This window comes from Thermodesulfobacterium hveragerdense DSM 12571 (assembly GCF_000423845.1).
Classification (GTDB): domain Bacteria; phylum Desulfobacterota; class Thermodesulfobacteria; order Thermodesulfobacteriales; family Thermodesulfobacteriaceae; genus Thermodesulfobacterium; species Thermodesulfobacterium hveragerdense.
Window position 1 is genome coordinate 19,885 of the sequence record NZ_AUIT01000001.1, and the last position, 25,072, is coordinate 44,956.

The 25,072-nt window shown below is 39.2% G+C and carries 29 protein-coding genes; 5 read left to right on the top strand and 24 right to left on the bottom strand.

Annotation, left to right across the window (positions count from 1 at the left end; all coding sequences use genetic code 11):
* Nucleotides 1-4 precede the first annotated feature (4 nt).
* The 3 genes from G580_RS0100135 to lhgO all read right to left on the bottom strand — a co-directional run bounded on the left by G580_RS0100135 (nucleotide 5) and on the right by lhgO (nucleotide 3,297).
* On the bottom strand, nucleotides 5-343 hold the full coding sequence (locus G580_RS0100135; RefSeq protein ID WP_028840521.1) for a YbaB/EbfC family nucleoid-associated protein: 339 nt from the start codon (nucleotides 341-343) through the stop codon (nucleotides 5-7).
* Nucleotides 344-347: 4 nt separating this feature from the next.
* Complete coding sequence (gene dnaX / locus G580_RS09340; protein ID WP_051172893.1) at nucleotides 348-1,862, bottom strand: DNA polymerase III subunit gamma/tau; 1,515 nt, start codon at nucleotides 1,860-1,862, stop codon at nucleotides 348-350.
* Nucleotides 1,863-2,103: 241 nt separating this feature from the next.
* A complete protein-coding gene (lhgO, locus tag G580_RS0100150) occupies nucleotides 2,104-3,297 on the bottom strand; it encodes an L-2-hydroxyglutarate oxidase (protein ID WP_038041153.1) in 1,194 nt (397 codons plus the stop codon).
* Between the two features lie 88 nt (nucleotides 3,298-3,385).
* Here lhgO and mnmL point away from each other — a divergent pair, with 88 nt between their 5' ends.
* Nucleotides 3,386-4,309 carry a tRNA modification radical SAM protein MnmL/YtqA gene (gene mnmL, locus G580_RS0100155; RefSeq protein WP_028840523.1) on the top strand — a complete coding sequence of 308 codons (924 nt, stop codon included), beginning with the start codon at nucleotides 3,386-3,388 and terminating at the stop codon, nucleotides 4,307-4,309.
* On the opposite strand, the gene G580_RS10830 is transcribed toward mnmL, so the two are convergent.
* Entirely contained in the window at nucleotides 4,306-4,719 is a 414-nt protein-coding gene (locus G580_RS10830) for a BON domain-containing protein (protein ID WP_051172894.1), read from the bottom strand. The genes mnmL and G580_RS10830 overlap by 4 nt on opposite strands.
* A 13-nt stretch (nucleotides 4,720-4,732) precedes the next feature.
* Here G580_RS10830 and G580_RS0100165 point away from each other — a divergent pair, with 13 nt between their 5' ends.
* Nucleotides 4,733-5,122, top strand: a complete 390-nt coding sequence (locus G580_RS0100165; protein WP_028840524.1) for a hypothetical protein — start codon at nucleotides 4,733-4,735, stop codon at nucleotides 5,120-5,122.
* Here the strand turns inward: G580_RS0100165 and G580_RS0100170 are convergent.
* From G580_RS0100170 to G580_RS11820, 14 genes are all read right to left on the bottom strand, one after another.
* Nucleotides 5,119-6,054 carry a D-alanine--D-alanine ligase family protein gene (locus G580_RS0100170; protein WP_028840525.1) on the bottom strand — a complete coding sequence of 312 codons (936 nt, stop codon included), beginning with the start codon at nucleotides 6,052-6,054 and terminating at the stop codon, nucleotides 5,119-5,121. The genes G580_RS0100165 and G580_RS0100170 overlap by 4 nt on opposite strands.
* Nucleotides 5,999-6,610, bottom strand: coding sequence for an HD domain-containing protein (locus G580_RS09350; protein WP_028840526.1), 612 nt, complete (start codon nucleotides 6,608-6,610; stop codon nucleotides 5,999-6,001). The genes G580_RS0100170 and G580_RS09350 overlap by 56 nt, the downstream gene beginning before the upstream one ends.
* An 11-nt stretch (nucleotides 6,611-6,621) precedes the next feature.
* Nucleotides 6,622-7,398, bottom strand: a complete 777-nt coding sequence (locus G580_RS10835) for a phosphatidate cytidylyltransferase (protein WP_051172897.1) — start codon at nucleotides 7,396-7,398, stop codon at nucleotides 6,622-6,624.
* The gene (locus tag G580_RS0100185) at nucleotides 7,388-8,125 is read right to left on the bottom strand and encodes an undecaprenyl pyrophosphate synthase (RefSeq protein ID WP_028840527.1); all 738 of its coding nucleotides are present in this window, start codon (nucleotides 8,123-8,125) and stop codon (nucleotides 7,388-7,390) included. Before G580_RS0100185 ends, G580_RS10835 begins: the two co-directional genes overlap by 11 nt.
* A gap of 4 nt (nucleotides 8,126-8,129) precedes the next feature.
* On the bottom strand, nucleotides 8,130-8,684 hold the full coding sequence (gene frr, locus G580_RS0100190; RefSeq protein WP_028840528.1) for a ribosome recycling factor: 555 nt from the start codon (nucleotides 8,682-8,684) through the stop codon (nucleotides 8,130-8,132).
* Nucleotides 8,685-8,699: 15 nt separating this feature from the next.
* On the bottom strand, nucleotides 8,700-9,416 hold the full coding sequence (pyrH, locus tag G580_RS0100195; protein ID WP_028840529.1) for a UMP kinase: 717 nt from the start codon (nucleotides 9,414-9,416) through the stop codon (nucleotides 8,700-8,702).
* A 1-nt stretch (nucleotide 9,417) separates the two neighbouring features.
* A complete protein-coding gene (gene tsf / locus G580_RS0100200) occupies nucleotides 9,418-10,014 on the bottom strand; it encodes a translation elongation factor Ts (RefSeq protein WP_022854550.1) in 597 nt (198 codons plus the stop codon).
* Between the two features lie 24 nt (nucleotides 10,015-10,038).
* Nucleotides 10,039-10,881 (bottom strand): 30S ribosomal protein S2, encoded by an 843-nt coding sequence (gene rpsB, locus G580_RS0100205; RefSeq protein ID WP_028840530.1) that lies wholly within the window; start codon nucleotides 10,879-10,881, stop codon nucleotides 10,039-10,041.
* A 160-nt stretch (nucleotides 10,882-11,041) separates the two neighbouring features.
* A complete protein-coding gene (gene hisH, locus G580_RS0100210; protein WP_028840531.1) occupies nucleotides 11,042-11,668 on the bottom strand; it encodes an imidazole glycerol phosphate synthase subunit HisH in 627 nt (208 codons plus the stop codon).
* Nucleotides 11,665-12,120, bottom strand: a complete 456-nt coding sequence (locus tag G580_RS0100215; protein WP_028840532.1) for a hypothetical protein — start codon at nucleotides 12,118-12,120, stop codon at nucleotides 11,665-11,667. The genes hisH and G580_RS0100215 overlap by 4 nt, the downstream gene beginning before the upstream one ends.
* A gap of 15 nt (nucleotides 12,121-12,135) precedes the next feature.
* Nucleotides 12,136-12,645, bottom strand: coding sequence for an SMC-Scp complex subunit ScpB (gene scpB, locus G580_RS09360; protein ID WP_169357046.1), 510 nt, complete (start codon nucleotides 12,643-12,645; stop codon nucleotides 12,136-12,138).
* Nucleotides 12,646-12,680: 35 nt separating this feature from the next.
* Entirely contained in the window at nucleotides 12,681-13,631 is a 951-nt protein-coding gene (locus G580_RS0100225) for a radical SAM protein (protein ID WP_028840533.1), read from the bottom strand.
* 186 nt (nucleotides 13,632-13,817) lie between these two features.
* Nucleotides 13,818-14,162, bottom strand: coding sequence for a type IV pilin protein (locus G580_RS0100235; RefSeq protein WP_028840534.1), 345 nt, complete (start codon nucleotides 14,160-14,162; stop codon nucleotides 13,818-13,820).
* 50 nt (nucleotides 14,163-14,212) lie between these two features.
* Nucleotides 14,213-14,560 carry a prepilin-type N-terminal cleavage/methylation domain-containing protein gene (locus G580_RS11820; RefSeq protein ID WP_028840535.1) on the bottom strand — a complete coding sequence of 116 codons (348 nt, stop codon included), beginning with the start codon at nucleotides 14,558-14,560 and terminating at the stop codon, nucleotides 14,213-14,215.
* Nucleotides 14,561-14,778: 218 nt separating this feature from the next.
* Between G580_RS11820 and purE the strand changes: the two genes are divergently transcribed.
* Nucleotides 14,779-15,285 carry a 5-(carboxyamino)imidazole ribonucleotide mutase gene (gene purE / locus G580_RS0100245; protein WP_028840536.1) on the top strand — a complete coding sequence of 169 codons (507 nt, stop codon included), beginning with the start codon at nucleotides 14,779-14,781 and terminating at the stop codon, nucleotides 15,283-15,285.
* A 4-nt stretch (nucleotides 15,286-15,289) separates the two neighbouring features.
* Here purE and purD read toward each other — a convergent pair whose 3' ends face one another.
* Nucleotides 15,290-16,573, bottom strand: coding sequence for a phosphoribosylamine--glycine ligase (gene purD / locus G580_RS0100250; protein WP_028840537.1), 1,284 nt, complete (start codon nucleotides 16,571-16,573; stop codon nucleotides 15,290-15,292).
* Nucleotides 16,574-16,743: 170 nt separating this feature from the next.
* On the opposite strand from purD, the gene rpmB reads away from it, so the two are divergent.
* The gene (rpmB, locus tag G580_RS0100255; protein ID WP_022854560.1) at nucleotides 16,744-16,941 is read left to right on the top strand and encodes a 50S ribosomal protein L28; all 198 of its coding nucleotides are present in this window, start codon (nucleotides 16,744-16,746) and stop codon (nucleotides 16,939-16,941) included.
* On the opposite strand, the gene G580_RS0100260 is transcribed toward rpmB, so the two are convergent.
* From G580_RS0100260 to xseA, 5 genes are all read right to left on the bottom strand, one after another.
* Complete coding sequence (locus tag G580_RS0100260) at nucleotides 16,938-19,145, bottom strand: RelA/SpoT family protein (RefSeq protein WP_028840538.1); 2,208 nt, start codon at nucleotides 19,143-19,145, stop codon at nucleotides 16,938-16,940. The genes rpmB and G580_RS0100260 overlap by 4 nt on opposite strands.
* Before the next feature lie 64 nt (nucleotides 19,146-19,209).
* Nucleotides 19,210-21,081 carry a 1-deoxy-D-xylulose-5-phosphate synthase gene (gene dxs, locus G580_RS09365; RefSeq protein ID WP_425425803.1) on the bottom strand — a complete coding sequence of 624 codons (1,872 nt, stop codon included), beginning with the start codon at nucleotides 21,079-21,081 and terminating at the stop codon, nucleotides 19,210-19,212.
* Nucleotides 21,078-21,983: a polyprenyl synthetase family protein gene (locus tag G580_RS0100270; RefSeq protein ID WP_028840539.1), complete on the bottom strand. Its 906-nt coding sequence runs from the start codon at nucleotides 21,981-21,983 to the stop codon at nucleotides 21,078-21,080. Before G580_RS0100270 ends, dxs begins: the two co-directional genes overlap by 4 nt.
* On the bottom strand, nucleotides 21,973-22,221 hold the full coding sequence (gene xseB, locus G580_RS0100275; protein WP_028840540.1) for an exodeoxyribonuclease VII small subunit: 249 nt from the start codon (nucleotides 22,219-22,221) through the stop codon (nucleotides 21,973-21,975). Before xseB ends, G580_RS0100270 begins: the two co-directional genes overlap by 11 nt.
* Nucleotides 22,222-22,231: 10 nt before the next feature.
* Nucleotides 22,232-23,608, bottom strand: coding sequence for an exodeoxyribonuclease VII large subunit (xseA, locus tag G580_RS0100280; protein ID WP_028840541.1), 1,377 nt, complete (start codon nucleotides 23,606-23,608; stop codon nucleotides 22,232-22,234).
* 187 nt (nucleotides 23,609-23,795) lie between these two features.
* On the opposite strand from xseA, the gene leuC reads away from it, so the two are divergent.
* The gene (gene leuC / locus G580_RS0100285) at nucleotides 23,796-25,070 is read left to right on the top strand and encodes a 3-isopropylmalate dehydratase large subunit (RefSeq protein WP_028840542.1); all 1,275 of its coding nucleotides are present in this window, start codon (nucleotides 23,796-23,798) and stop codon (nucleotides 25,068-25,070) included.
* Nucleotides 25,071-25,072: the final 2 nt, after the last annotated feature.

Here is a 25,072-nt window from a genome sequence, read left to right on the forward strand (position 1 = left end):
ACGTCTAAAATAAGCCAGGAAGATTAAAACCTCCTGGTAATTTTAAACCACCGGTAATCTTTGCCATTTCTTCTTCTACCATTTCTTTAGCTTTTTTTAAGGCTTCGTTTACTCCGGCTAAGACCAAATCTTCTAACATTTCTTTTTCTTCTGGGTTTAAAAGTTCTTTTTCTATCTCTATAGAAAGGATTTCTTGTTTTCCGTTAGCAGTAACGGTTACCATACCTCCGCCTACCTGTACGGTAACCGTCTTTTCTTCAAGCAGCTTTTGGGCCTCTTCAAGTTTTTTTTGCATCTTTTGAATTTCTTTCATCATTTGTTGTAATTGGGGTGGTAGCTTCATATCTTTACTCCTGATTTAAGATTTGAATGTTAGCTATTTTAGCAGAAAAAATAGACAAAACCTCCCTTACTTCAGGCCTCTGTTTTATTTCTTCAACCTTAGGTTGAGATGCAGCCTCAACCTCTATGCTTACCGGTTTTTTAAAAAAATCTTTGATCTTTTCTATAAGTTCTTCAAAATGTGGAGAATTTTTTAATGTTTCTTTAACTCTTAAATATATATGTTGTGCCTCAAAAGAAGGGTTAGGTAAAGTTTTGGCAAGACCAAACAAAAGAGGACGTTCCCTTTGAAGCTTTTCTAAAAACTCTTGCCAGGTTTTCTCAGAGGAAACCTGAGATTCTTTATTTTCTTCAACTTCAGTCACCAAAGGTTCTGAGCTTACCTGACCAAAAGCAAGGTTAGGTAAGTTTTCAAGTTTCTCTATCAATTTATTTATTGGGATCAATTTAGCTTGTTCACAAATCCTTACCAGCGCTAACTCAAACTGGAGTTGAGGATAACTACTTCTTCTTAAAACCTCAAGGTCTCTGGTAAGACTTTGCAAAACCAAAAAGATTTCTTCCAACTCATACTCTAAAACCAGGTCCACAAGCTGAGGATTTTGGAATGGCTGAGCTTTTTCATGAGGTAAGGCTTTCATCAAGAAAAGTTCTCTAAAAAATTCGGTAAGTTTTTCCATAAGATAGATCAAATCAGTTCCTTGTTCATAAATCTTTTGAGCCACTTCTAAGGTTTTTTTAAGATTTTTTTCTAACAGTACCTGGGCTAACTCTTCTACCAAAAGGGCTTCATGCCATCCAAAAGCCTGGATGATATCTTCTTTGGTATGACTACCATAGGCCATAGCCTGATCTAAAAGCGATAGGGCATCTCTTAAACTCCCTTGAGCTTCCTTGGCAATAAGCCTTAAGGCATCTTCTTCTATTTGATATTTCTCTTTTTCACAAATAGACTTGAGATGCTTTATCAACTGAGGCAGGTCTAACTTTCTAAAATCATAACGTTGACATCTCGAAAGTATGGTAGGTAAAAGTTTATTTGGCTCTGTGGTAGCTAAGATAAAATAAACGTGGGAAGGAGGCTCTTCTAAAGACTTAAGCAAGGCGTTTGAAGCCTCTTTGGTAAGCATATGAGCTTCGTCTATGATATAGACCTTAGCTTTACCTCTGGTAGGGGCATATTTAAAGTTTTCTATGATTTCACGGATCTGGTCTATACCTCTGTTTGAGGCAGCATCTATCTCTATAACGTCTACAAAAACCCCGCGGTTAATCTCCAAACAATTAGGGCACTGATTACAGGGCTCGTACCCGTCAATTAAGTTTAAGCAGTTTAAAGCTTTGGCCACAATCCTTGCTATAGTGGTCTTACCTGTTCCCTTGATACCAGAAAATAAAAGGGCATGAGAAAGTTTCCCAGATTTTATAGCATTAGCTATAGTCTTAACTACATGAGCCTGTCCAATTACTTCACTAAAAGTCTGAGGTCTATACCTTCTGGCTAAAACCAAATAAGACATGTTTACTATTTTAAAGCTATTTTGAAAGTTTACAACCGAAACCTGAAATCCAGCTCTCTTTTAGTTTTTCAATTTCTTCCTCATATTCTTTTGCAGGCCTCTCCATACCACAGGTAAGACACCTTACCTTAGCCTTAGCTCAAGTGCCATCTAAAACTGCTTTTCCTCTACAATACTTACACGTAAGATAATCTTCGCTCTCCTTTGTTTTACAACTTTCTGAAAACCTGTCCATTTTTCTCTAAAAAAATCGAGTTACTACATATTCTGCAAAAGGAAGACAGGCTGTAAAGGCTGGAGAAACGGCATTCAAAATATGAAGGCTATGTTTGTCTCCTTCTATCACAAAATCCTGAACTAACTCCAACGTATTCTTGTTTAAAAGTTGAGCTCTTATCCCTGGCTTGCCCCATCTGTTAAAACCTTTTTCATCCATTCGGTAGACCAACTTTTTAGCCTCCTTTATCAGATAACTCCTATGATATTTCTTCAACTCATCCCAGGCAAGACTTCTAAACTTAGGATTTTTAAAAAAGAGCAAGCCTAAATAACCTGTAATTTCAGCCAACTCAGAAAACCTTAGGTTAGAAAAAATCTGATAGTTTTCTCTCGAAAAACAAGGGGTAGCCGTAGGACCTATTTTAATGGTATCGTCAATTTTTATCGTAAAATGAACACCTAAGAAAGGATTTTTAAGATTGGGTGTGGGATAGATGTTTCTCGAAATAAACTGAGAATTGCCTGTATATTCCAGATAAAGTCCTTTAAAAGGTAAGATAACGTAGTCTTTACCAAAACCAAAGTCTTTAGCTATCTTATCTGCATAAAGGCCGGCTGCGTTGATGATTTTTTCTGCAGAAAAAACGATATCTCCAGCTAAAATAGTATTTTCACTAAGTCTTTTTTGATAAGGGGTTTTAAAGAAAAACCTTACTCTTTCTGCCTCTAAGTCTGTTTTAAAGGCATGGAGGATCTCTATCGGGTTTACGGTAGAGGTGTTGGGGCTCCAAAGGGCTAACTGAAAGGTTCTTGCGTTAGGTTCGATTTCTTTAAGTTCTTTTTCGTCTATCAGATAAACTTCTACTCCGTTAGCCTCTCCCCTTCTTTTAAGTTCATAAAGGGTAGGAAGGTCTTCTTCGGATTTAGTTACTACTACCTTTCCACATTTTCTAATACTAAGCCCTTTGGCCTCGCAGTAACGAGTAAGTTCTTCGTTACCCTTTTTAGTGAATTTAGCCTTTAGCGAATCTGGGTAGTAGTAAAAACCTGCATGAAGCACCCCACTATTTCTTCCACTACTATGAGCCCCAAGTTCCTCTTCTTTTTCTAAGACAACGACCTCCTTTTCTGGAAACCGCTTTTTTAGTTTTAAAGCTAAAGAAAGTCCAACGATGCCTGCTCCGATGATAAGAAAATCTGTCTTGATTTTTGACATAAGTTTAAATTAATTAAGTTTTCCCTTTAGTCAAGGCTTGCGTATTTTTTTAGTTGAAAAAAAACAGAAAAACCCTATTATTTAAAACATGAAAAACTTAGTTCTTTATAGGTCGCTAAACTCCTTTTTAAAGGAAAAATTTGGAGAAAAGGTAAAAAAAATCCCTTTAGATGCTGGGCTTAGCTGTCCCAATCGAGACGGCACTAAAGGGTATGGAGGTTGTATTTATTGCGATGCTAAGGGTTCAGGGACAGGGCTTTATACTCAGGGTAAAACCTTAGAAGAACAGGTTTTACACTTCTTAAATCTTTACAAACCTAAAGGATTTAACAAGTTTATCGCTTACTTCCAGTCGTTTAGTAATACCTACGCAGACCTTCAAACCCTTAAAAGATTTTATAACGTCCTGTTTTTAGATCGTTCCATCGTAGGGATGGCGATAGGGACTCGCCCTGATTGTGTAAACGAAGAAATAATCAAACTTTTACTTAATTACATAGATCTGGGTTACTACGTATGGGTAGAACTTGGGTTACAAACCATCCATAACGAAACCTTAAAACAGATAAACCGGGGGCATACCTTTGAAGATTTCTTAAAAGCCTATAATCTGTTAAAAAAGTTTGGTATACCGGTGGTGGTACATACTATCTTTGGATTACCTGGAGAAACCAGAGAAATGATGTTAGAAACAGTAAAAACCCTTGGTAGACTTAAGGTTGACGGAATTAAATTTCACGCCTTATACATCCCTAAAGGTTCTCAACTCGAAAATTTGTATCGTCAACAAAAATACACACCTTTAGAAAAAGAGGAGTATGTTTCTTTAGTGGCAGAAGCTTTAACTTATCTTCCAGAAACAACGGTGATCCATAGACTATGCTCAGAAGCGCGAAAAGAAGATTTGATTGCACCTCTATGGGTTGCCCAAAAACACGAGATAGTATCTCAGATCCAAAAGTTTATGCAAGCCAATCAGCTTTATCAAGGGAAAAATTTCAACCGTATTTAATGTTTTATCTGCAGGTTGTTTATTATGGTCTTAACCCCTGGCACACTTTTAGCTATAGCTACTGCTTTAGACTTTTGATATTCGTTTTCTACCACCCCGGTAAGGGTTACCACACCGTTTACCGTATCTACATCTATAGAAAAGGCTTTTAAATCTTTATCTTCTATGAGTTTCATTTTGATCTTAGCGGTGATCTTTGCATCATCTATCTGTATACCTACACTCCTTGGATCAGTAGCCACCTTATACCCTGCCGCAACCCCACCACCTACCAATACCCAACCACATCCCCCAAGGTTTAACCCTAAACCTAAAATCATCAAACCCAACCCTAATTTTTTCAAAATCATCTGACTAAAGGTTTCTTGATTTTTTCCGATTTTATATCTAAAATAAAAATAGTTAAGCATAAGGAGCCTCCTTATGAAAATAGAGAATAAAAACCTAACTTCTTTTAATTTTACCATAAAGCCTGAAAAAGTAGAAGGAGTGGTCAGCTCCTTTGCTGAATATCTAAAGGTAGCCCTTTCTGAGTTAGAAAAACAGGAGTTTTTACAAAAGACTCAAGAAGAGAAAATCCAGATGGCTTTTAACAAAATAGAGCAAACTTTAGGAATCTTAGAAAGTATGGTAAACTCTTCATTATCTTCTTCAAAAGCAGAAACTATAGGAGATTTTCTACTTTCTCAAGCGATGGAGATAGATAAAATCGTCTCTTCTTTACCTGAGTCTTATACCAAAAAATTTATCAAAGACTGGGTCTTTCTCCTTGGGGTAGAAGCCCAGAAAATAAAAAAAGGCTTTTATTCTTAACGCCTTTCTCTTAAGGCTAACTCTAACAGTTTTTGGATTAAACTTTCAAAGGTATAGCCTGCTACTTTAGCAGCAAGAGGTAAAAGGCTTGTTTCTGTCATCCCAGGTATGGTATTAGTTTCTAAAACATAAAGTTCCTGGTCTTTTATGATCATGTCTGTTCGGCTATAATGTCTTAGTTTGAGGCATTTGTGTGCTATCAAGCCATAGGTTTGTGCTTTTTTTGTCAGCTCTTCTCCTATAGGTGCAGGGCAAATTTCTTCGGCAAGTCCTGGTGTATATTTTGTAGTATAATCAAAGGTCTCAGAGGCCTTAGGTATGATCTCTACCACAGGTAAAGGTTTGTCATCTAAGATTCCTACTGTGATTTCTCGCCCTTTCAAATACTCTTCTATCAAGATTTCGTTATCGACAGCATAGGCCTTTTCTAAGGCCTCAGACAAATCTTTTTCTTGTTTGACTATGGTTAAACCGATACTTGAACCCTGAGTTGCAGGTTTTACCACCACAGGATATCCCAACGATTTAGCAAAATCTCTTGCTTTTTCGAAACCTTCTTCCTTGGTAAAAGCGTGTCCTTCTGGTACTTTAAGCCCTGCTAAACGATAAAGTTGTTTGGCTAAAACTTTATGCATGGCAAGGGCACTCCCCAGAACCCCTGCCCCCTGATAAGGAAGACCTATAGAATCTAAAAAACCCTGCAAGGTTCCATCTTCTCCCCCAGGTCCATGTACTACCAAAAAGGCACAATTAAACTCTTTGGCCCTCTGCATCAAAGCCAAAAGGTCGGTTGCTGGGTCAAAAAACTCATACCTATGTCCTAAAGCCTCTAAAGCCTTCTTTACTGCTTGGGCTCCTTTAAGAGAAACCTCCCTTTCAGAAGACCTCCCCCCTGCAATTAGAGCAATCCTTAAAACAGGCTTCGAACACATCCCTTGCCTCCTTCTCAAGTCTTTCTAAGGTTAAAAGTTTTTCAGGCCCAAAGCTTAAACCTTTAAAAATCCTATCCTCTATCACATAAGAAAGCTTTTCTAAAAAATAAATCCTAATTTGAGAAGAGGGAGTTCTGCCATATCTCATCTTAAGGTCAGAAAACCTTTCTTTAAGACAAACTATCTCTTCGTGTTTTACCCTTTTGTCTGTATAATAAACGATCTCCTCTTCGGTTATCGGACCTTTTAGGGTGCTAAGGTCTAAATATACATGGGATTTTATGATAGAAGCTATTTTAGGATAGCCTAAACTTTTTAAAAACCTATAACCTGCTATAGCATGGTTAGTTCCTTTTAAGATAGCTTCGTATTTTTTGATGTCATGAAGCAAAGCCCCTGCGATCAGTAAAGGAATCTCAAGGTTTGCCTTAAATTCTTTTTTTAATCTACATCCTAAAAATAGCGAAAGTAAAGCCACTTTTTCAGAATGACTGATGATATGAGGAGGGACTCCTTCTTTTTCTAAAAGAGAATAACAATCTTTTACCGAAAGCATCGCTTAAAGGTTTAGGTTATAAATTTTAGCCAGAAAAGATAGACAGGAGAGGCCACCATAACCCCATCGATCCTGTCAAGAAGGCCACCATGTCCCCAAACAATTCTCCCTGAATCCTTTTTGCCTACCATCCTCTTAAACGCAGACTCTAAAAGGTCACCCAACACCCCAAACAAGCATAAAATCAAACTGATTAAAAAGTTTATCTCAAAACTAAAAATTTTAAAGAGGTAATTACAAAAAACACTTACCACAACCCCTAACAATATTCCTCCTATAAATCCCTCCCATGTCTTTTTAGGAGAAAGCGTGGGTACAAGGGGTCTTTTTCCTATGAGTTTTCCTGTTAGATAAGCCCCAGTATCATTAGCAAAAACCACCGCAAAAAAATATACCAGATGTTCCCTACTAAAAAAACCTAAAATTTCTAAAAAAGGATAAAAACCTATCGCCACATAAAAAAGGCCTAAAACCGCCGGAAAAAACTGTTTAGCAAACCTATCTTTTTCATACTGTCTAAGAAAAGGTAAGAAAGGAAATACCAAGAACATAAAAAAAACCATCAAAGGGTCTTTTAACCAAAAAAAGCCTAACAATCCAAAGAACCATAAAATAGACAAACCCAAAAACCAGGGAAACTTTAAGTCATAAAGCCTTGTCCATTCATATAGGCAGATTAAGCCAGAGAAATACACCAAGGTTATAAGTAATTGATAAGGGCTTTTCATCAAAACAAGCACCAGAAGAGGAAAGAGAAATATAGTGGTAAACACCCGCTTAAAACTCATGAACACCACCAAATCTTCTTTCTCTCTTTTGATAGGAATAAAGCGCTTTTAGATACTCTTCCTCGGTAAATTCTGGCCAATAAACCGAGGTAAAATAAAGCTCAGTATAGGCTATCTGAAAAAGCAAAAAATTAGAAAGTCTTTCTTCTCCGCTTGTGCGGATAAGGAGGTCTGGATCAGGTATGTCTTGGGTATAAAGATGTTCTCTAAATACCTTTTCGTCTATGGTTTCTGGGTCTAACAGGCCTTGTTTGACCTTAGTTGATATGTCTTTTACAGCCTTTAAAATCTCTGCCCTACCTCCATAGCTTAAGGCTAAACACAAAGTAAGCTTAGAGTTGTGTCTGGTTTCTTCCTCTATCTCTTCTATCAAATCCACCAAATCTTCGGAAAAATCCTTCCTATCCCCGATTACTTTTAAACGAATACCTTTTTCTATTAAAAAGTGTTTTTCTTTGGCAAGAGAAACCTTAAAAAGTTCTAAAATAGTCTCTACTTCTTTCTTAGGGCGCTTCCAGTTTTCTTTAGAAAAGGCAAAAAGGGTTAGATAGGGAATTCTTAGTTCATAGGTCTTTTCTATCACTTTCTTAGCGGTTTCTGCCCCTTTTTTATGACCATAAAATCGAGGAAATCCATGCTTTTTAGCCCATCGACCGTTACCATCCATGATTATAGCAACATGCTTGGGAAGCTTAGAAAGATCTAAAGAAAATGAAGAAAAAGCCATCGGGTTATACGGAGAGGATCTCTTTTTCTTTATCTTTTAAAATCGTATCTACCTTTTTGATATAATCGTCTGTAAGTTTTTGCACTTTCTTTTCAAGTTGATTGTAGTCGTCCTCTGAGATCTCTCCTTTCTTTTTAGCTGCCTTAAACTTTTCAAGCACATCCCTTCTGATGTTTCTTATGGCAATACGAGACTCTTCAGCCAGTTTATTAGCTACCTTTACCAGTTCCTTTCTTCTTTCCTCGGTAAGAGGTGGCATCACAAGCTTGATGGTTTTTCCGTCTGAGGTAGGGTTGATCCCAAGGTCAGATTTTTGAATAGCCTTTTCTATCTCTTTTACCAAACTTGCATCCCAAGGTTGAATAACTATGGTTTTCCCTTCGAGGATGTTAACGGTTGCTATCTGAGGAATAGGCATCTTTGTCCCATAACAGTCCACCTTGATACCCTCTAACAACCCTATAGAAGCTCTTGAAGTCCTTAAATGGGAAAACTCTTCTTTGAGGCTTTTAACTGCCTTTTCCATCCGGTTCTTAGCATCCTCTAAGGCTTGGTTCACAGACCTCACCTCCTTTTAAGCTTTAATGTAAGTTCCCACACTTTCTCCTACAACCGCTTTTTTTATGTTGCCATAATTTAAAAGGTCAAAAACCAGAATAGGAAGTTTATAATCTCTGGCTAAGGAAAAAGCTGTAGCATCCATCACCTTAAGCCTCTTCTGCAAAGCTTCATCAAAAGTAAGCTCGTTAAACTTTTTAGCATCAGGATGTTTTTTTGGATCTTTATCGTAAACACCATCTACCTTGGTAGCCTTAAAAAGAACTTCACATTTAAGCTCAAGGGCTCTTAAAACCGCTGCGGTATCAGTGGTAAAGAAAGGATTTCCGGTGCCACAGGCAAGGATAAGCACCCTACCTTTTTCAAGATGCCTGATAGCCTTTTCTCTTATGTAAGGTTCTGCCACTTCTATAACCTCAAGCGCAGACATCACCCTGCAAGATACTCCTTGCGCTTCTAAGGCATCCTGCAGGGCTAAAGCGTTGATAAGGGTTGCAAGCATCCCCATGTAGTCTGCCCGGGCTCGATCCATCCCTTGCTTTTCTCCAGCTATTCCTCGAAAAATATTTCCTCCCCCAATAACTATACCTATCTCAAGCCCATACTGATATACCTCTTTTAACTCCTCTGCTATCTGGTTGATCACCTTAGCATCTATACCAAAAGATTTGCTTCCAAGGAGAGCCTCTCCCGAAATCTTAAGAAGCACCCTTTTATACTTTAGTTCAGTCACCCTATTCTCCTATCTGAAACCTAGCAAACCTTTTGATAACTATTCTTTCACCTGTCTTGGCTATCAACTCATTTAAGAGGTCCTGGATGGTAACCTCTGGATTTTTGATAAAAGGTTGTTCTAAAAGCACGTTTTCTTTATAAAACTTTTCCATCTTGCCTTCCACGATTTTGGGAATGACGTTTTCAGGCTTTCCGCTTTCTCTTACCTGTTCTTCATAGATTTTCTTTTCCCTTTCGATTACTTCCTGAGGCACCTCTTCTCTGGTGACAGCTACAGGGTTGGTGGCAGCAATCTGCATGGCTATGTCATGGGCAAACTGCTGAAACTCCTCTGTTCTTGCCACAAAATCTGTCTCACAGTTTACCTCAACAAGCACACCGATTTTTTTGTTGCTGTGAATATAGGCAGCTACCACCCCTTCACTGGTTGCCTTACCGGCTCTTTTAGCGGCGATAGCAAGCCCCTTTTTCCTCAAAATGTCTACGGCCTTTTCTATGTCTCCTCCTGCCTCTTCCAAGGCTTTTTTACAATCAGAAAAACCAGCAGCCGTTCTTTCTCTAAGCTGTTTTATAAGGTCTATACTAATCTGAGCCATCTCGTAAAACCTCCTTTTTTTCTTTTAGTCTATGTTTTTAGCAAGTTCTTCAAACTCGGTTTCCTTCTTTTCTTCTGCCAGTATCTCTTCTAAAATAGCCTCAGCCGCAGCCTCTTCATCTCTCTTTAAAAATTCTTCCTCCAAACTTAACTCTTTGTCTGTCTGAGCAGCCACCTTTTCCTTATAGATCTCTAAACCCTCCAGACAAGCATCAGCGATCTTTCCGGTAATAAGTTTAACTGCCCTTATAGCATCGTCATTTCCAGGAATGATATAGTCTATTAAATCTGGGTCACAGTTGGTATCAACGATGGCTACGATAGGGATACCAAGTTTTCTGGCTTCTTTTACCGCAATTTCCTCATGGACCGGATCTACCACAAACAAAGCCTGAGGAAGGGTTTCCATCTCTTTAATACCCCTTAAGTTCCTATCAAGTTTGTCTTTTAAACGTTCAAGTCTTAGTCTTTCTTTTTTAGGAAACCTCTCTATCGTCCCATCTTCGAACCAAGACTCAATCCTTTTTAACTTTTCCACACTCTGTCTGATAGTCCTAAAGTTGGTAAGGGTACCACCAAGCCAACGATAATCCACATAATACATCCCACATCTTTCTGCTTCTTCTCTGATGGTGTCTTGGGCCTGTTTTTTGGTGCCTACAAACAGAAGCTTTCCGCCTTCTGCTACCAGGTTTACCACAAACTCGTAGGCAATCTCAAAAAACTTAAGGGTTTGTTGAAGGTCGATGATGTGGATCCCGTTTCTTTCTCCAAAGATGAAGGGCTTCATCTTTGGATTCCAACGACGGGTCTGATGTCCAAAATGAACACCAGCTTCTAAAAGCTGCTTCATCGTAATGTGGGCCATTTCTCCTTCCTCCTTTTGGGGTTTTAGCTTCCGCCTAAGGTAATGGAACACAGAACCCTTGTCTCAAAAAAAGGGCACCCCAAACCTTAGACGTGCTTTTTAAATGTTTTCCTAATTAAAACATAGTTTTATATTTTTTCAACTTAAAAACCAAGAGAACCTAAGGTGTCCAACGACAAAACTGGTCTAAAATTTGAAGACCAGGCTTTCCACTTTTTTCAGGATGAAACTGAAGGGCTACCAAGTTTTTATAGGCTACCACCGAAGGAAAGGGGATACCATGAAAGGTAATCCCGTATATTACCTCTTCCTCTTCTGGCACTACATAATAACTGTGAACAAAATAATATTCATACTCTATGTCAAGGCCCTGAAAAACAGGATGAGGCCTTTGCCAAACCACCTGATTCCACCCCATATGCGGAACCTTTAACCTTTCTCCCTCAAACAAAAGAGGATCAGGAAATCTTTTTACCTTACCTTTTAGAAGACCTAAGGTTTTAGTTCCTCCGTCTTCTTCACTTTCTTCAAAAATTACCTGAGTGCCAAGGCAAATCCCTAAGATAGGGGTTCCTTTTAAAAAGGTCTCTTTTAAAAACTCGTCTAAACCCGTTTCTTTTAAACTATCCATCGCACTTTTAGCCGCTCCTACCCCTGGGAAGATAATCCTTTCTGCCTTTTTAAGCTCCTCTGGGTCGTCAGAAATAATCCATCTATATCCGAAAAAAGAAAGCGCTCTGGCTACACTGGTAAGATTACCGGCCTTGTAGTCAACTATCCCTATCATAACCCTTCCACCTCTCTTTTAAATTCTCTAACCTCTTCCCTGGTAGCTACATTCTCTAAACTGAGGCTCTTCCTTTTTAAATCTGCCTCAAACCTTTTAAAAAGTCTCTTAAGCTTTCTTCTCAAAGCCCCGTCTTTAAATTCTTCTTCCAACCCAGAATTCTTAATGAAATTTTTAAGCCTCCTTACGTTTATAGCTGCCCGAGAGAGGCCACGATAAAAGGGTTTTTCTATAAACTCAGCCGTCAAATCACGCTCTATGATAGCTAAATACCTTTCTATTACAGCTTGCTTTAAGGCCTTGAGCTCTTCTTGAGTAAGGGTAAGGCCTAACCCTTCAGGGGGATGAGAAGTAAGATAAAAAAAACTATTCCAAAAGCATACCTCAGGGATTTCCCCTCCTTCATAAAGTATAAACTCTATCTCTTGTAACACCTCTTTTCTTATACCCATCTTTTCCTGTAGTGCTTAGTCTTCTCTTTCAGCTAAACTTTTTAGCTCATCTATAGGTGGAAGGTCTTTCAGGGATTTTAATCCAAAATATTCTAAAAAGAAAGTGGTGGTCCCATAAAGAAGGGGCCTTCCAGGCACGTCTTTTCTACCAACCACCCTGATGAAGTTGTTTTCAAGTAAGGTCTTAAGGGCAGCCCCTACATCAACCCCTCCTCTTTTGGCAGAAATCTCAGCCCTGGTAATCGGTTGAAAATAGGCTATCACCGCCAGGGTCTCAAGAAGGGTTTTCGTCCATCTAAAGCCTTTAGGCTTTAAAAAGGTTTTAAGATAGTCTGCTACCTCTGGGGCAGTTTCTAACCGATAACCCTCAGCCACCTCAACCAGCCTAACCCCTCTTGACTGATATTCCTCTTTAAGTTCCTGTAAAATGCTTAAAATTTCTTCCTTAGAAAGGTTGTCACAAACCTGAGACAACTCCTTTAAACTTACCGACCGACCTGCCACAAAAAGCACCGCCTCAACCACCTTTTTATAAAAATCCCTCTCGTAAAACATCTTTTTTAGGCTGAATAGTAGGTTTGACCTTTAAGTTCTTTTAACTTTAAGACTCCTTCTTGGGAAAGCCTTTCTAAAAGCTCTAACAAAACCTTAGACTCTACTCCAAAGGCTTCGCTTAATTCTTCGACTGAGGCAGGCCTTCTTTTTACGTAGGCTACCACCTGTTTCTCTAAACCTTCAAGAGTTAGGCTTAAAAGCCTTTTTTCAAGCCTCTCTTTATTTACTATAACCTCTGCCTTTTCTCCTAAAAATCTGGCTATTTCCTCTAACCTGGCATAAGATAAAGGGTGAGCCTCACGATAGGCTACCGGCCTTACCGCTGTGTTTAACTGAACTTTATGAGGGTTTATTTCTTCTATACATTTTTTAAGTGCCTCCAAGTCTTCTTGGCTGTCGTTTATCCCGGCAAGGAAAAACACCTCAACCCACATCTCACCCTTCATCTGTTTTCTCAACTCTTTTAACCCATCGATAATGTTTTCTAACCTTACCCCTTTTTCCGGTCTATTTATCCGATCAAACGTTTCTTTGCGGGCAGCATCAAGGGAAGGAAGCACAAGGTCAGCCTCACACATAGCCTCTCTAACCGAAGAGATATGCAACAAAGTGCTGTTGGTAAGCACAGCCACAGGCTTTGAAAGGTGCTTTTTAGCTAAAAACAGGGTCTCTTCAAAATAAAGGTTTAAGGAAGGCTCTCCGCTTCCGGTAAGGGTAAAAACATCAAAAAAATCCTGTCTTTCTCTGGCATTAAGTATGGCCTCTTCTATCTCCTCTTTGGTAAAATAAAACCTTCTTTCAGCGGTAAGAAAGGTGGTTTTTCCTACCTCACAATACAGGCAGTCCATAGAACAAACCTTTTGGGGAACCAAATCTATCCCAAGAGACCTGCCAAGCCTTCTTGACCGAACAGGACCAAAAAGTAGCCTTTTAGGGGGAATAAAAGAACCTTCCATCAAATCCTCTCAAGTTTTTTACTAAAGAAAATAATATAACACTTTTTTGTTTCTAAAAAAGAGGAAAAAACCCTCTCTCTTTTAAAAATTAGATTGGTAAAAAAACAAAGACAAAACCTTTGAACGACCAACTCTAATCTACCAACTCTAATCTACCAACTCTAATCTTCAGATAAAAAAGACTTTTTATATTTCGCTACAGGAAACAGCACCAGAGGTTTCGTTATAACTGCAGGAAACATCGCCTGAGACAGAGGTAGCAGTAAGTTTGATGGGAGTCTCTGACTCAAGGATCAGAGTTTGGGTGTATTTAGACTTAGAACAGTTGGCTACTATTTCGGCTGTAGAAAAGGATGAGTCCTCTTGCTTAGAGATGGCGATTTGATTAAGGCAGTTTCTTATGTCAGAAAGTAGGGAAGTTCTTATGGCCTTTGGTAGGTATTGATGGTAAAAAACGATAGCCATCCCTACAAGGATGGCTATCACCGCTATAACTACCAAAAGCTCAATCAGCGTAAAGGCTTTAGACATAAAAACCCCTCCCCTCGCAAAAGGAGGAGAGGGTTTTTAATTTAACATTATTATGAACAGGTCATGGTTCCGTTGGCAGCTATAGTGCAAGTCACACCTGTTGCAGGACCTTTACAAGTACCCGTAGCGGTATCGTTGCCAAAAGTTACGTCTACATAGGTAGTACTCCTCAGAATATCAGCAGCGTTTTGACAAGCAGCCATATTCTGAGCCTCAGGATGTTCTGCAAGATAAGCTGCACATTGGGTCATTGCGTTTCTCAAGTCTGACTGACAACCCGCTATTGCTGCGTTTCTACGATACTTTGAAAACTGAGGGATGGCAATGGCAGCTAAGATAGCGATGATGGCAACCACGATCAAAAGCTCAATCAACGTAAAACCCTTACCTCTACTCATAACACACCTCCTAAACTTTTTTAACTTTTTATTAATATTAAATAACAACTTTTTATATAAAAGTCAATAACTAAAATCAGTTAATTTTTATAAAAATTTATAAAAAATAAGCGGATTTTTATAAATTTTTGAGTAGTAGCCAAAAAACTTGCCTATCCTTTTGAATGTTTTTAAAATTTTGGTATATTAATTTTTTAATAAAAAACAAGGAGGGAAAGATGAAAGTAGGTATTATCATGGGAAGTGATTCTGACCTTGCTGTTATGAAAGATGCTGCAGAGACCTTAGAAAAATTTGGTATACCCTTTGAGATTACCATAGCCTCTGCCCACAGAACACCTGAAAGGGTTCATCAGTGGGTAACCACCGCAGAACAAAGAGGAATAGAGGTAATCATCGCAGGGGCAGGGATGGCAGCCCATCTTCCTGGGGTGGTTGCCTCTCTTACTACCCTTCCAGTAATAGGAGTTCCTATAAAAGGTAAAGCCTTAGAAGGATTAGATGCCCTTTTTTCTATAGTCCAGATGCCACCTGGAATCCCTGTAGCCACCGTTGCCATAAACAGTGCCAAAAACGCCGCCCTTTTAGCCATACGAATCCTTGGGATTAAATACCCTGAGATCAAAGAAAAGCTTGTGGCCTATAAAGAAAAGATGAAAGAAGAGGTCCTAAAAAAAGCCGAAAAACTCGAAGCCTTAGGCTATAAAAAATACTTAGAAGATTAACCGTTTAGGGTTCTAAGTACTTAAAATAGCGTTGCCCGATGTCTTTACGGTAATGAGCACCGTCAAAGTGGATTAAAGATACCGCCTGATAGGCCCGCTTTATGGCTGAGGGGATGTCTTTATCAAGGGCGGTAACCCCTAAAACCCTTCCGCCTGAGGTATAAAAGGCATCCCCCTCTTTTTTTGTCCCTGCGTGGAAAACGATTACGTCTTCAAGCTGTTTTACCTTATCTAAACCTTTTATCTCTTTCCCTTTTTCATAGCTTCCTGGATAGCCTTTGCTTGCCATCACCACACATACGCAGGCTTTCTCGGTTTCAACAAGATCTACCTTATCGAGCCTGCCGTTAAGGGCTGTGTCTAAAAGCTCGACAAAGTCATTTTCTACTCGAAGAAGAATCACCTGGGTCTCAGGGTCTCCTAAACGGCAGTTAAACTCAAGCACATATGGAGTGTGGTTTACGATCATTAGCCCTGCATACAAAAACCCAAGATAAGGATGACCTTCTTTGGCTAAGGTCTTTAAAACAGGAGAGATAACCTTTTCTTCGATCTCCTTTCTTAGGTCTTTAGTAATCAAAGGGGTAGGAGAATAGGCTCCCATTCCTCCTGTGTTTGGGCCCTGGTCTCCGTCTAAAAGTCTTTTGTGGTCTTGAGAGGTGGGTAACGCTTTAAAATGTTCTCCGTCGGTGATTACGATATAAGAGGCCTCTTCTCCTACAAGTTTTTCCTCGATCACTACCCTTTGGCCAGCCTCTCCAAAAATCCTTTGTTCCATCAACTTTTCCACAGCTTGAAAGGCTTCCTCCTTGGTATCACAAACAAACACCCCTTTTCCGGCACAAAGTCCGTCTGCCTTAACCACCAAAGGTGCCCCAACTTTTTCTATGTATTGCCTTGCTTTATCTGGGTCGTCAAACACCTCAAACCTTGCGGTAGGGACCCCTGCTTTAACCATTATCTCCTTGGCAAAAATTTTGCTCCCTTCAAGGTTTGCGGTAAAACGATCAGGCCCAAAAACTTTAATCCCTTTTTCTTCAAGAACATCTCTTATCCCTTTTACCAAAGGCTCTTCAGGCCCTGGCAAAACAAGTCCTATCCCTTCTTTTTTACAAAACTCTGCAAGGGTAGAAAAATCAATAGGTTGAATATCTTTGGGAACCTCGGTTATCTCTTCAATCCCCCCGTTGCCAGGAACACAATAAAGTTTCTCAAGATGTTTAGATTTTTTAAGCACATAGCAGATGGCATGCTCCCTTCCACCACCACCCACAACTAATATCCTCATATCCCTACCTCTCAGACCCAATTCTTACTCAATTAAGTTATTATAAATCTGAAAAATTTCAACAAAAATTAGATAAAAAAGGCTGTTTAAACAGGGTTGTTTTTTTGTCAAGTTATTTTATATTTTAGAAGTCTCTAAAAGTATCATCATATCAGCAAGGGGAGGAAAAGATGTCTAAGATTTGTGAAGTATGCGGGAAGAAGCCTCATGCAGGAAACCAGATAAGCCACTCTGCTAAAAAGTCTACAAGATGGTGGTATCCTAACATTCAGAGTGTTAGGGTAAAATTGGAAAATGGCCAGGTTAAAAGGATGAAGGTATGCACCCGCTGTTTAAAGGCTGGGAAGGTTAAAAAAGCGGTGAGTTAAACTAATTTCCTTTCTACGAAAAGGACGCCGCTTATTTTAAAAAGATTAGAAATAATCTTGTCTAAGTGTTCTTTATTGTTAACCTCGATATAAAAATCAAAATAAGCTTTTTGGTCAGAGGTGGTCCTCACCTCTGCCTTTAATACGTTACTTTCTGAGGCAGCTATCACAGAAGAAATGTTAGCCAGTAATCCTTTACGGTCTGAACAAACTATAGAGATATGTACAGGGTAGGAACGGTTTTCTATCTTACCCCATCTAACCTCGATCAGCCTTTCGGTGTCTAAATCTTTTAAGTTTGGACAATCAAACCTATGAACCGAGATTCCCTTGCCCCTTGTGATATAACCTATGATTTCATCCCCTGGAATGGGTCTACAGCACTTGGCTAAATGGAAAAGAACGTTGGTAGTTCCGTCAACCACCACCACATCTTTTAGATTCTGGGTTAAAAACTTTTCTACTAGATCTTCTTTTATTCCTAACTTTTCTACTTGTTCTTCTATCGGAAGCTCTTCTTGAGGTTCTTCTACCTTTTTGGTTTCTAAATAGTTTTTTAATATTTGCTTTGGGGTAATCTTTCCAGAACCTATAAGAAAATAAAGGTCTTCTGTATTTTTTATCCTAAACTCTTGGGAAAATCTGATAAGATCCTCTTCTTTTATAGAGGTGGTACTTAATCCTTGTTTTTTTATTTCTTTGTTCAGAAGTTCTTTTCCTAACTCTATCATTTTTTGTCTTTCTTCTCGGTTTAACCACTGTTTTATCCTGCTTTTGGCCCTACCTGTTACTACGATTTTTAACCAGTCTCTGCTGGGGGTTTGGTTAGGAGAGGTTTCGATTTTAACGATATCACCTGTTTGAAGCTTATAGTCTAAAGGCACAAGTTTATCGTTCACATAGGCCCTTATACACCTGTTACCAACCTCGGTATGGACCGCATAAGCAAAATCAAGGGGAGTGGCTCCTACCGGAAGGGTGATAATATCTCCTTTAGGGGTAAACACATATATTTCGTCAGGGAAAAAGTCAAGCTTTAATGACTCAAGAAATTCGCGCGGGTTTTTAAGCTCTTTTTGAAGTTCTATCAGTTTGCTTAGCCATTCTAAATATTTATACTGTCCATGCTTTGAGGTAAAGACACCTTCCTTGTATAGAAAATGAGCGGCTATTCCCTCGTTAGCCACCTTATCCATGTACTCAGTTCTGATCTGTATCTCTATCTTTTTACTATCAGGCCCTAAAACCGTGGTGTGTAAACTTTGATACATATTAGGTTTGGGAAGGCTTATAAAATCTTTAAACCTACCAGGAATAGGAGGCCAAAGGGCATGCACCAACCCCAAGGTTTTATAGCACTCCTCTACGGTGTTTACGATAACCCTAAACCCTATGATATCATAAATCTGGTCCAAATCTTCTATGGTTAGGTGGTATTTGAGAAGCTTCTTGTAGATGCTATAAAGATGTTTACTCCTACCTAAAACCCTTCCACTAATCCCGTTTTTTTCTAAAAGGGCTCTTAAAAGGGACTTAACTTTTTCTATATACTCTTGAGAGGCCTCTACTCTCTTTTTTAACTCTTGTTCTAACCTGCGAAACTCTTCAGGATATAAATACTTAAAACTCAGGTCTTCTAACTCGTTTTTTACCCAGTCTATTCCTAACCTACCGGCTAAAGGAGCGTATATTTCAAGGGTCTCTCTGGCAATCTTTATTCTTTTATGTTCTGGTTGATATTCTAACGTGCGCATATTATGCAGCCTGTCTGCTAACTTTACCAGGATCACCCTAAGGTCACTTGACATCGCAAGGATGATCTTTCTTATGTTTTCTGCCTGTTTTGTAAGCTTATCCTTGGAAGTTGTCTTTTCAGCAGGATTAGGCAGTTTTTTAAGCTTGGTTACCCCATCTACGATAAAAGCTACCTCTTCTCCAAACTCTTTTTTTATCTCCTCTAAACTTATCGCACTGTCCTCTACCGCATCATGGAGCAATCCAGCAGCTATGGTAGGAAGGTCAAGCTTCATTTGGGCAAGAATATAGGCTACCTCCATAGGATGGGAAAGATAAGGATCTCCTGACTTTCTAACCTGACCGTCGTGTAGTTTGGCAGCCCAAACGTAAGCCTTCTCTACCAAACGGGTGTTACACCCAGGGAGATAACTCTGTATCTGGTCTAAAATTTTACTTAACGTAATCATATAAATAATTATTAAACAATTACCAATTTTTACAAGGTTGATAAAAATATCGATTTGATATTTTTTAAACTAAAAACTCTTTGATTTTTAGGAGAATACCCTCGGTGCTAAGGTGATATTTTACATGTAAAGTTTTAAGATCTCCGTGTTCTATAAACCTGTCTGGAAGACCTAACCTTTTGACCTCGATTCCTTTGATCCCTTTATCTCCCAAAAATTCAAGCACCGCCGAACCAAAACCACCTATCAGGGTGTTTTCCTCAACCAAAAGTACTTTTTTGGTCTTTTGCACAGAACTTAAAATCAGGTCTTCATCAAGTGGCTTAACAAACCTTGCGTTGATTACTTCTACAGAAAGGCCAAACTTTTCTGCTTCCCAAGCTGCTTTTAAGGCTGGATAAACCATAGATCCTACAGCAAGAATGGTTAGGTCTTTACCTGACTTTAGAACCTCTGCCTTTCCCAAAGGTATTTCCTTAAACTCCCAGTCTAAGCTTACCCCTACCCCAGTGCCTCTTGGATATCTTATAGCTACAGGGTTAGGATATTTTAAAGCACTGTAGAGCATGTGCTGAAGTTCGTTTTCATCCTTAGGTACCATTATCACTAAGTTAGGGATAAGTCTAAGATAAGAAAGGTCAAAAGCCCCGTGATGGGTTGGACCGTCTTCTCCTACCAAGCCTGCACGGTCTAAAGCAAAGATTACCTTGGCCTGGTTTAAGGCTACGTCATGGATTATCTGGTCAAAAGCCCTTTGTAAAAAGGTAGAATAGATAGCACACACAGGGACAAAACCTTCTAAGGCTAAGCCAGCGGCAAAGGTAACGGCATGTTGTTCACAAATACCTACGTCAAAAAACCTCTCAGGATATCTCTCAGAAAATTCCTTAAGCCCTGTGCCTGAACGCATCGCAGCAGTAATAGCCACCAACCTGGGCTCAATCTCAGCAAGCCTGATCATGGTTCTCCCAAAAATTTCTGTATAAGAAGGCGGAGAGTTAGGAGACTTTAGAGGCTTGCCTGTTTTGATCTCAAAGGGACCTATTCCATGAAAAGTCTCTGGGTCTGCCTCAGCGTAGGGATAACCTTTGCCTTTTTTTGTAATCACATGCAATAAAACAGGACCTTTTAAAGATTTTAGGTTGTTGAGTACCTTTATCAGTTCCTCTAAGTTATGACCATCAACCGGGCCTACATATTCAAAGTTTAAAGCTGTAAAAAGAGCACCAGGGGTTATAGCCACCTTTAACAACTCTTCTCCTTTTTTAAGGAGGCTAAGCAGGTTTTCTCCCCCTGGAACTTTATGACTGATAGACTCTATTTCTCTTTTGATAAACCTTACCAGGTTTCCTGTAAGCCTTTTCGAGATAAAAGAAGAAAGGGCACCTACGTTAGGAGCGATAGACATCTCGTTATCGTTTAAGACCACCAAAAGGTCCTCTTTAGAAAAACCTGCGTTGTTTAACCCTTCAAAGGCTAACCCTGCGGTAATAGATCCATCACCTATAACGGCGATTACTTTTCCCTTTTCTTTTTTAAGACGCAAAGCTGTTGCTATCCCAAGCCCTGCAGAAATAGAGGTGCTGCTATGACCTGTGTCAAGGATATCATGAGGGCTTTCGACTCTTTTAGGAAAACCAGCTATACCTTCATACTGCCTTAAAGTGTGAAACTGATCTCTTCTTCCTGTAATAAGCTTATGGGTATAGCATTGATGACCTACGTCCCAGATGATTTTATCCTTAGGTGAGTCAAAAACATAATGTAAGGCCAAGGTTAGCTCTACTACCCCTAAATTAGGGGCAACATGACCTCCGTTTTTAGAGGTTACCTCTATGATATAATCTCTTATCTCTTGAGCCAAAGCCTTCAGATGAGAAATCTTAAGTTTTTTTAAATCCTGAGGGGAGTTTACGTTTTTTAAAAACTTCATCAATACACCCTTTTTAAAACAAACTCAGCCATAGCTCTTAAAGGTAGAGCCTTTTCTCCAAAAGGCTCTAAAGAAGAAATAGCCTTTTTGGTGTAGATTTCTGCAAGTTCTCTGGTTTTCTCAAGCCCTACCACAGAAGGATAGGTGAGTTTGTGTTTTTTTACGTCAGAAAGGGTCTTTTTCCCTAATTTTTTTTCGTCTCCTATCACGTCTAAAAGGTCGTCTACTATTTGAAAAGCCATCCCCAGATGTTTACCATAAGATCTTAGGGCTTGCAACTCCTTTTTTTTAGCCTTGGTAAGTAGAGCCCCTGCCAAAACTGAAGCCTCGATGAGTTTTACGGTCTTGTGAAGATGGATCCATTTTAATATTTTAAGTCCTGCTTTTTTCCCTTCCATCAAAAGGTCAGCCATCTGACCTCCTACCATTCCCTCAAAGCCTACGGCTTGGGAAACAAGACGAATGGCCTTTAAAAGTGCGCTTTTGCTCACCCTTTTTACCTGTTCAGGGTGGGTAAAAAACCAAAAAGCCAAACTTTGCAACCCATCTCCAGCTAAAATAGCTGTTGCTTCGTCATAGGCTTTATGACAAGAGGGTTTACCTCGTCTAAAATCATCATCATCCATAGCCGGAAGGTCATCATGGATCAAAGAATAGGTATGAATACATTCTATGCCTGCAGCAAAAAAGAGAACGTCCTCATCCTTTCCCCCTAAAGCCTCACAGCTTGCCAAACATAGAACCGGTCTTATCCTTTTTCCTCCGGCAGAAAGGCTATAGCGGGCAGCCTCAACCACACGGCCACCATATCCCTTGGGTTTTGGAAAAAACTCGGTTAAAACCTTTTCTACCTTATCAGCCTTTTCCCTTAGGTAAGAAAAAAAATCAAAATTTTTAGTTTCCATCTTTTAAGATCTTTGAAGCCCTCTCTAAGTTTTCCAATTTAAAACCTTTCTCATCCTTAAAGATAACCTCTACCTTAGCCTTGGCTTTTTTAAGCTTCTCCTCACAAAAATGTATCAAAAACAACCCTCTTTCATAGAGTTCTATGGCTCGCTCTAACTCAAGGTTTTTATTTTCTAACTGCCTTAAAATTTGTTCTATTTCAGCTAAAGCCTCTTCAAAGCTTAGCTCTTTCTCCATCCCCTACTCCTTACTCTTCGGTTTTTAAAACCTTAACCAGTAAACTTCCTTTGCTAAGCTTTACCTCCAAAACCTCATCCACTTGCACCTCTTCTATCGACCTAACTACCTTTTTGGTTTCTAACTTTCTTACTATACTATATCCTCTTTCTAAAATATTTAAAGGCGAAAGCGAGGCTAAAAGACTCTTTAAGCTATTCATTCTGCTTTCACAGAACTGAAAATAATTCTCAAAACTCAACTCAAGGCGCCTTCTATAGTTCTGTAAACGATCAAATTCCCTCTGTAAAGTTTCGGCAGGATGATATCTTCTTAAAGAAATTTTCTGGTTAAGAACCTTTCTTTCTTTATAAGCTATCACCTCGTTTAAGAGTACGTTTAACCTGTAAAACTTTTGTTTTAGGTCCTTTTCTAAGCTATGCAAAAGGTTAAAGGGGCTTCTTTCTGTCAAGGCTAATTGTATTTGATAGAGTTTATTTTGCTTTTTAGAAAGGATGATGTCTAAAAACTGTTTATACTTCTTTTTATAATGCTCGAGTTTTTCAAGCCATTTATGTTTATCAGGAATAACCTCCTGAGCGGCGGCAGAAGGGGTAGGACATCTTTTATCAGCTATCATGTCGCATAGAGTATAATCTATCTCATGGCCTACAGCAGAAACTACCGGTATTTTTGACTCACTTATCCCCAAGATGATCTCTTCTGTGTTAAACGGGGCAAGGTCTTCAGCAGAACCTCCGCCTCTGGTAATAAAGATTACATCTACATCGTAAAAATGAAGGTTTATATCTTTGATAGCCTGAACGATTTCTTTTTCTGACCCTTCTCCTTGTACTCTCGAGGGATATACCAAAACCTCTATCTCCCATCTTTCTGAAGCTATCTTTAAAAAGTCTTGCAAGGCAGCACTAAAGATAGAGGTTATCACCGCTATTTTCTTTGGAAAAGAAGGTATAGATTTTTTGCGGTCTGGGGCAAACAAGTGTTGATATTTCTTTATTAACTGTTGTTTTTTAAACTCGATATATCCATTTCCAAGAAGTTCTATCCTTCTAACAATGAGATAGACTTCACCTGTCTTAGGATAAAAGTTCAGCTTACCCCAACATAAAACCTTAAGCCCATTTTGAAGATAAGAAACTATTTCTCTATCTTTCTGGTCGTTAAAGATTATGGCTTTAATGGAGGCTTCTTCTTCGGTAAGGTTAAAATAAAGATTTCTGTTTTGAGCATGTCTAAGATTACTAATCTCTCCTTCTACCCATAAAAGAGAAAAACCCTCTTCTACAAGTTTTTTAACCCTTTGAGTAAGCTCTTTTACCGTAAAGTAGGATCTTTCTAAACCTTCTATCGGTTGGTTAAGCTGATATTCAAATTGTTGCCCCATACTTTAATAAATTAACATAATTTTTAGGTTTTACATCAGGACAGGTCTAAAATTAAAAAAACGTTTTTAATAGGAACTCCAAAATTAACCAATTACCTATAGGCAGGGCAAAAAACTTTAGGTTGCAAAATCTGGCTTAAGTTTTAAAATTTATTATCTCTTAAAAAATTTTAAAAGGGGTTAACCTATGGGAAAAAAGCCAATGACCTTAGCAGAAAAAATTTTAACCCAAAAAGTTGGAAAAGAGTATGTAGAGCCAGGAGAACTGGTAGAGGTACCGGTAGACCTAACCTTAGCTAACGACATCACCGGGCCTTTGGCCATCAAGGTTTTCGAATCCACAGGGATAAATGAGGTTTTTGACCCAGAAAAAATCGCCTTGGTTATGGACCATTTTACCCCTAACAAAGACATTAAAAGTGCTGAGCAGGTAAGGATATGCCGGGAATTTGCGAGAAAACATAAAATCACCCATTATTATGAAGGGGGAGCCTGTGGTATAGAGCACGCCCTTTTACCTGAGTTAGGATTGGTTGTGCCTGGAGATATAGTGATAGGTGCTGACAGCCATACCTGTACTTATGGAGCTTTGGGTGCCTTTGCTACAGGGGTTGGGTCTACAGACCTTGCTGGGGCTTGGTTAACCGGAAAAACCTGGTTTAAAGTCCCTGAAACCATAAAGTTTGTCTATTATGGTACTCTAAAACCCTGGGTTACAGGAAAAGACTTAATCCTTTATACCATAGGAGATATCGGAGTAGACGGAGCCCTTTATAAGGCAATGGAGTTTACCGGAGAGGTTATAGAAAAATTATCTATGAGTGACAGGTTTGCCATGTGTAACATGGCCATAGAGGCTGGGGGGAAGGTGGGCCTAATCGCTCCAGATAAAAAAACTTTAGCCTTTGTTAAAAAACATTCTAACAGAACGCCTTTAGTCCTAAAACCTGATAAAAAAGCAAACTATTTAGAAATAAGGGAGTATGATGTATCTAAAATAGACCCAGTGGTTGCTTTGCCTCATCTTCCTTCTAACGTAAAACCGGTAAAAGACTTACCTAAGATTTACATCGACCAAGTAGTAATCGGGTCCTGCACCAACGGAAGATTAGAAGACCTTATCATAGCGGCAAAAATCCTTAAAGGAAAAAAAATAAATCCCAACGTAAGGTGTATCATCATACCTGCTACTCCTAAAATCTACAAGGAAGCCTTGAAAAAAGGGTTGATAGAAATTTTTATAGAAAGCGGGGCTATCGTTTCTCCTCCTACTTGTGGGCCTTGTTTAGGAGGGCATATGGGCATTCTTGCTAAGGGTGAAAAGGCGGTGGCTACCACCAACAGAAACTTTGTAGGGAGGATGGGACATCCTGAAAGTGAGGTATATTTAGCCAGTCCGGCTGTGGCAGCTGCAAGTGCCGTATTGGGCTACATCGCTACACCAGAAGAATTAGGCTTATAAAC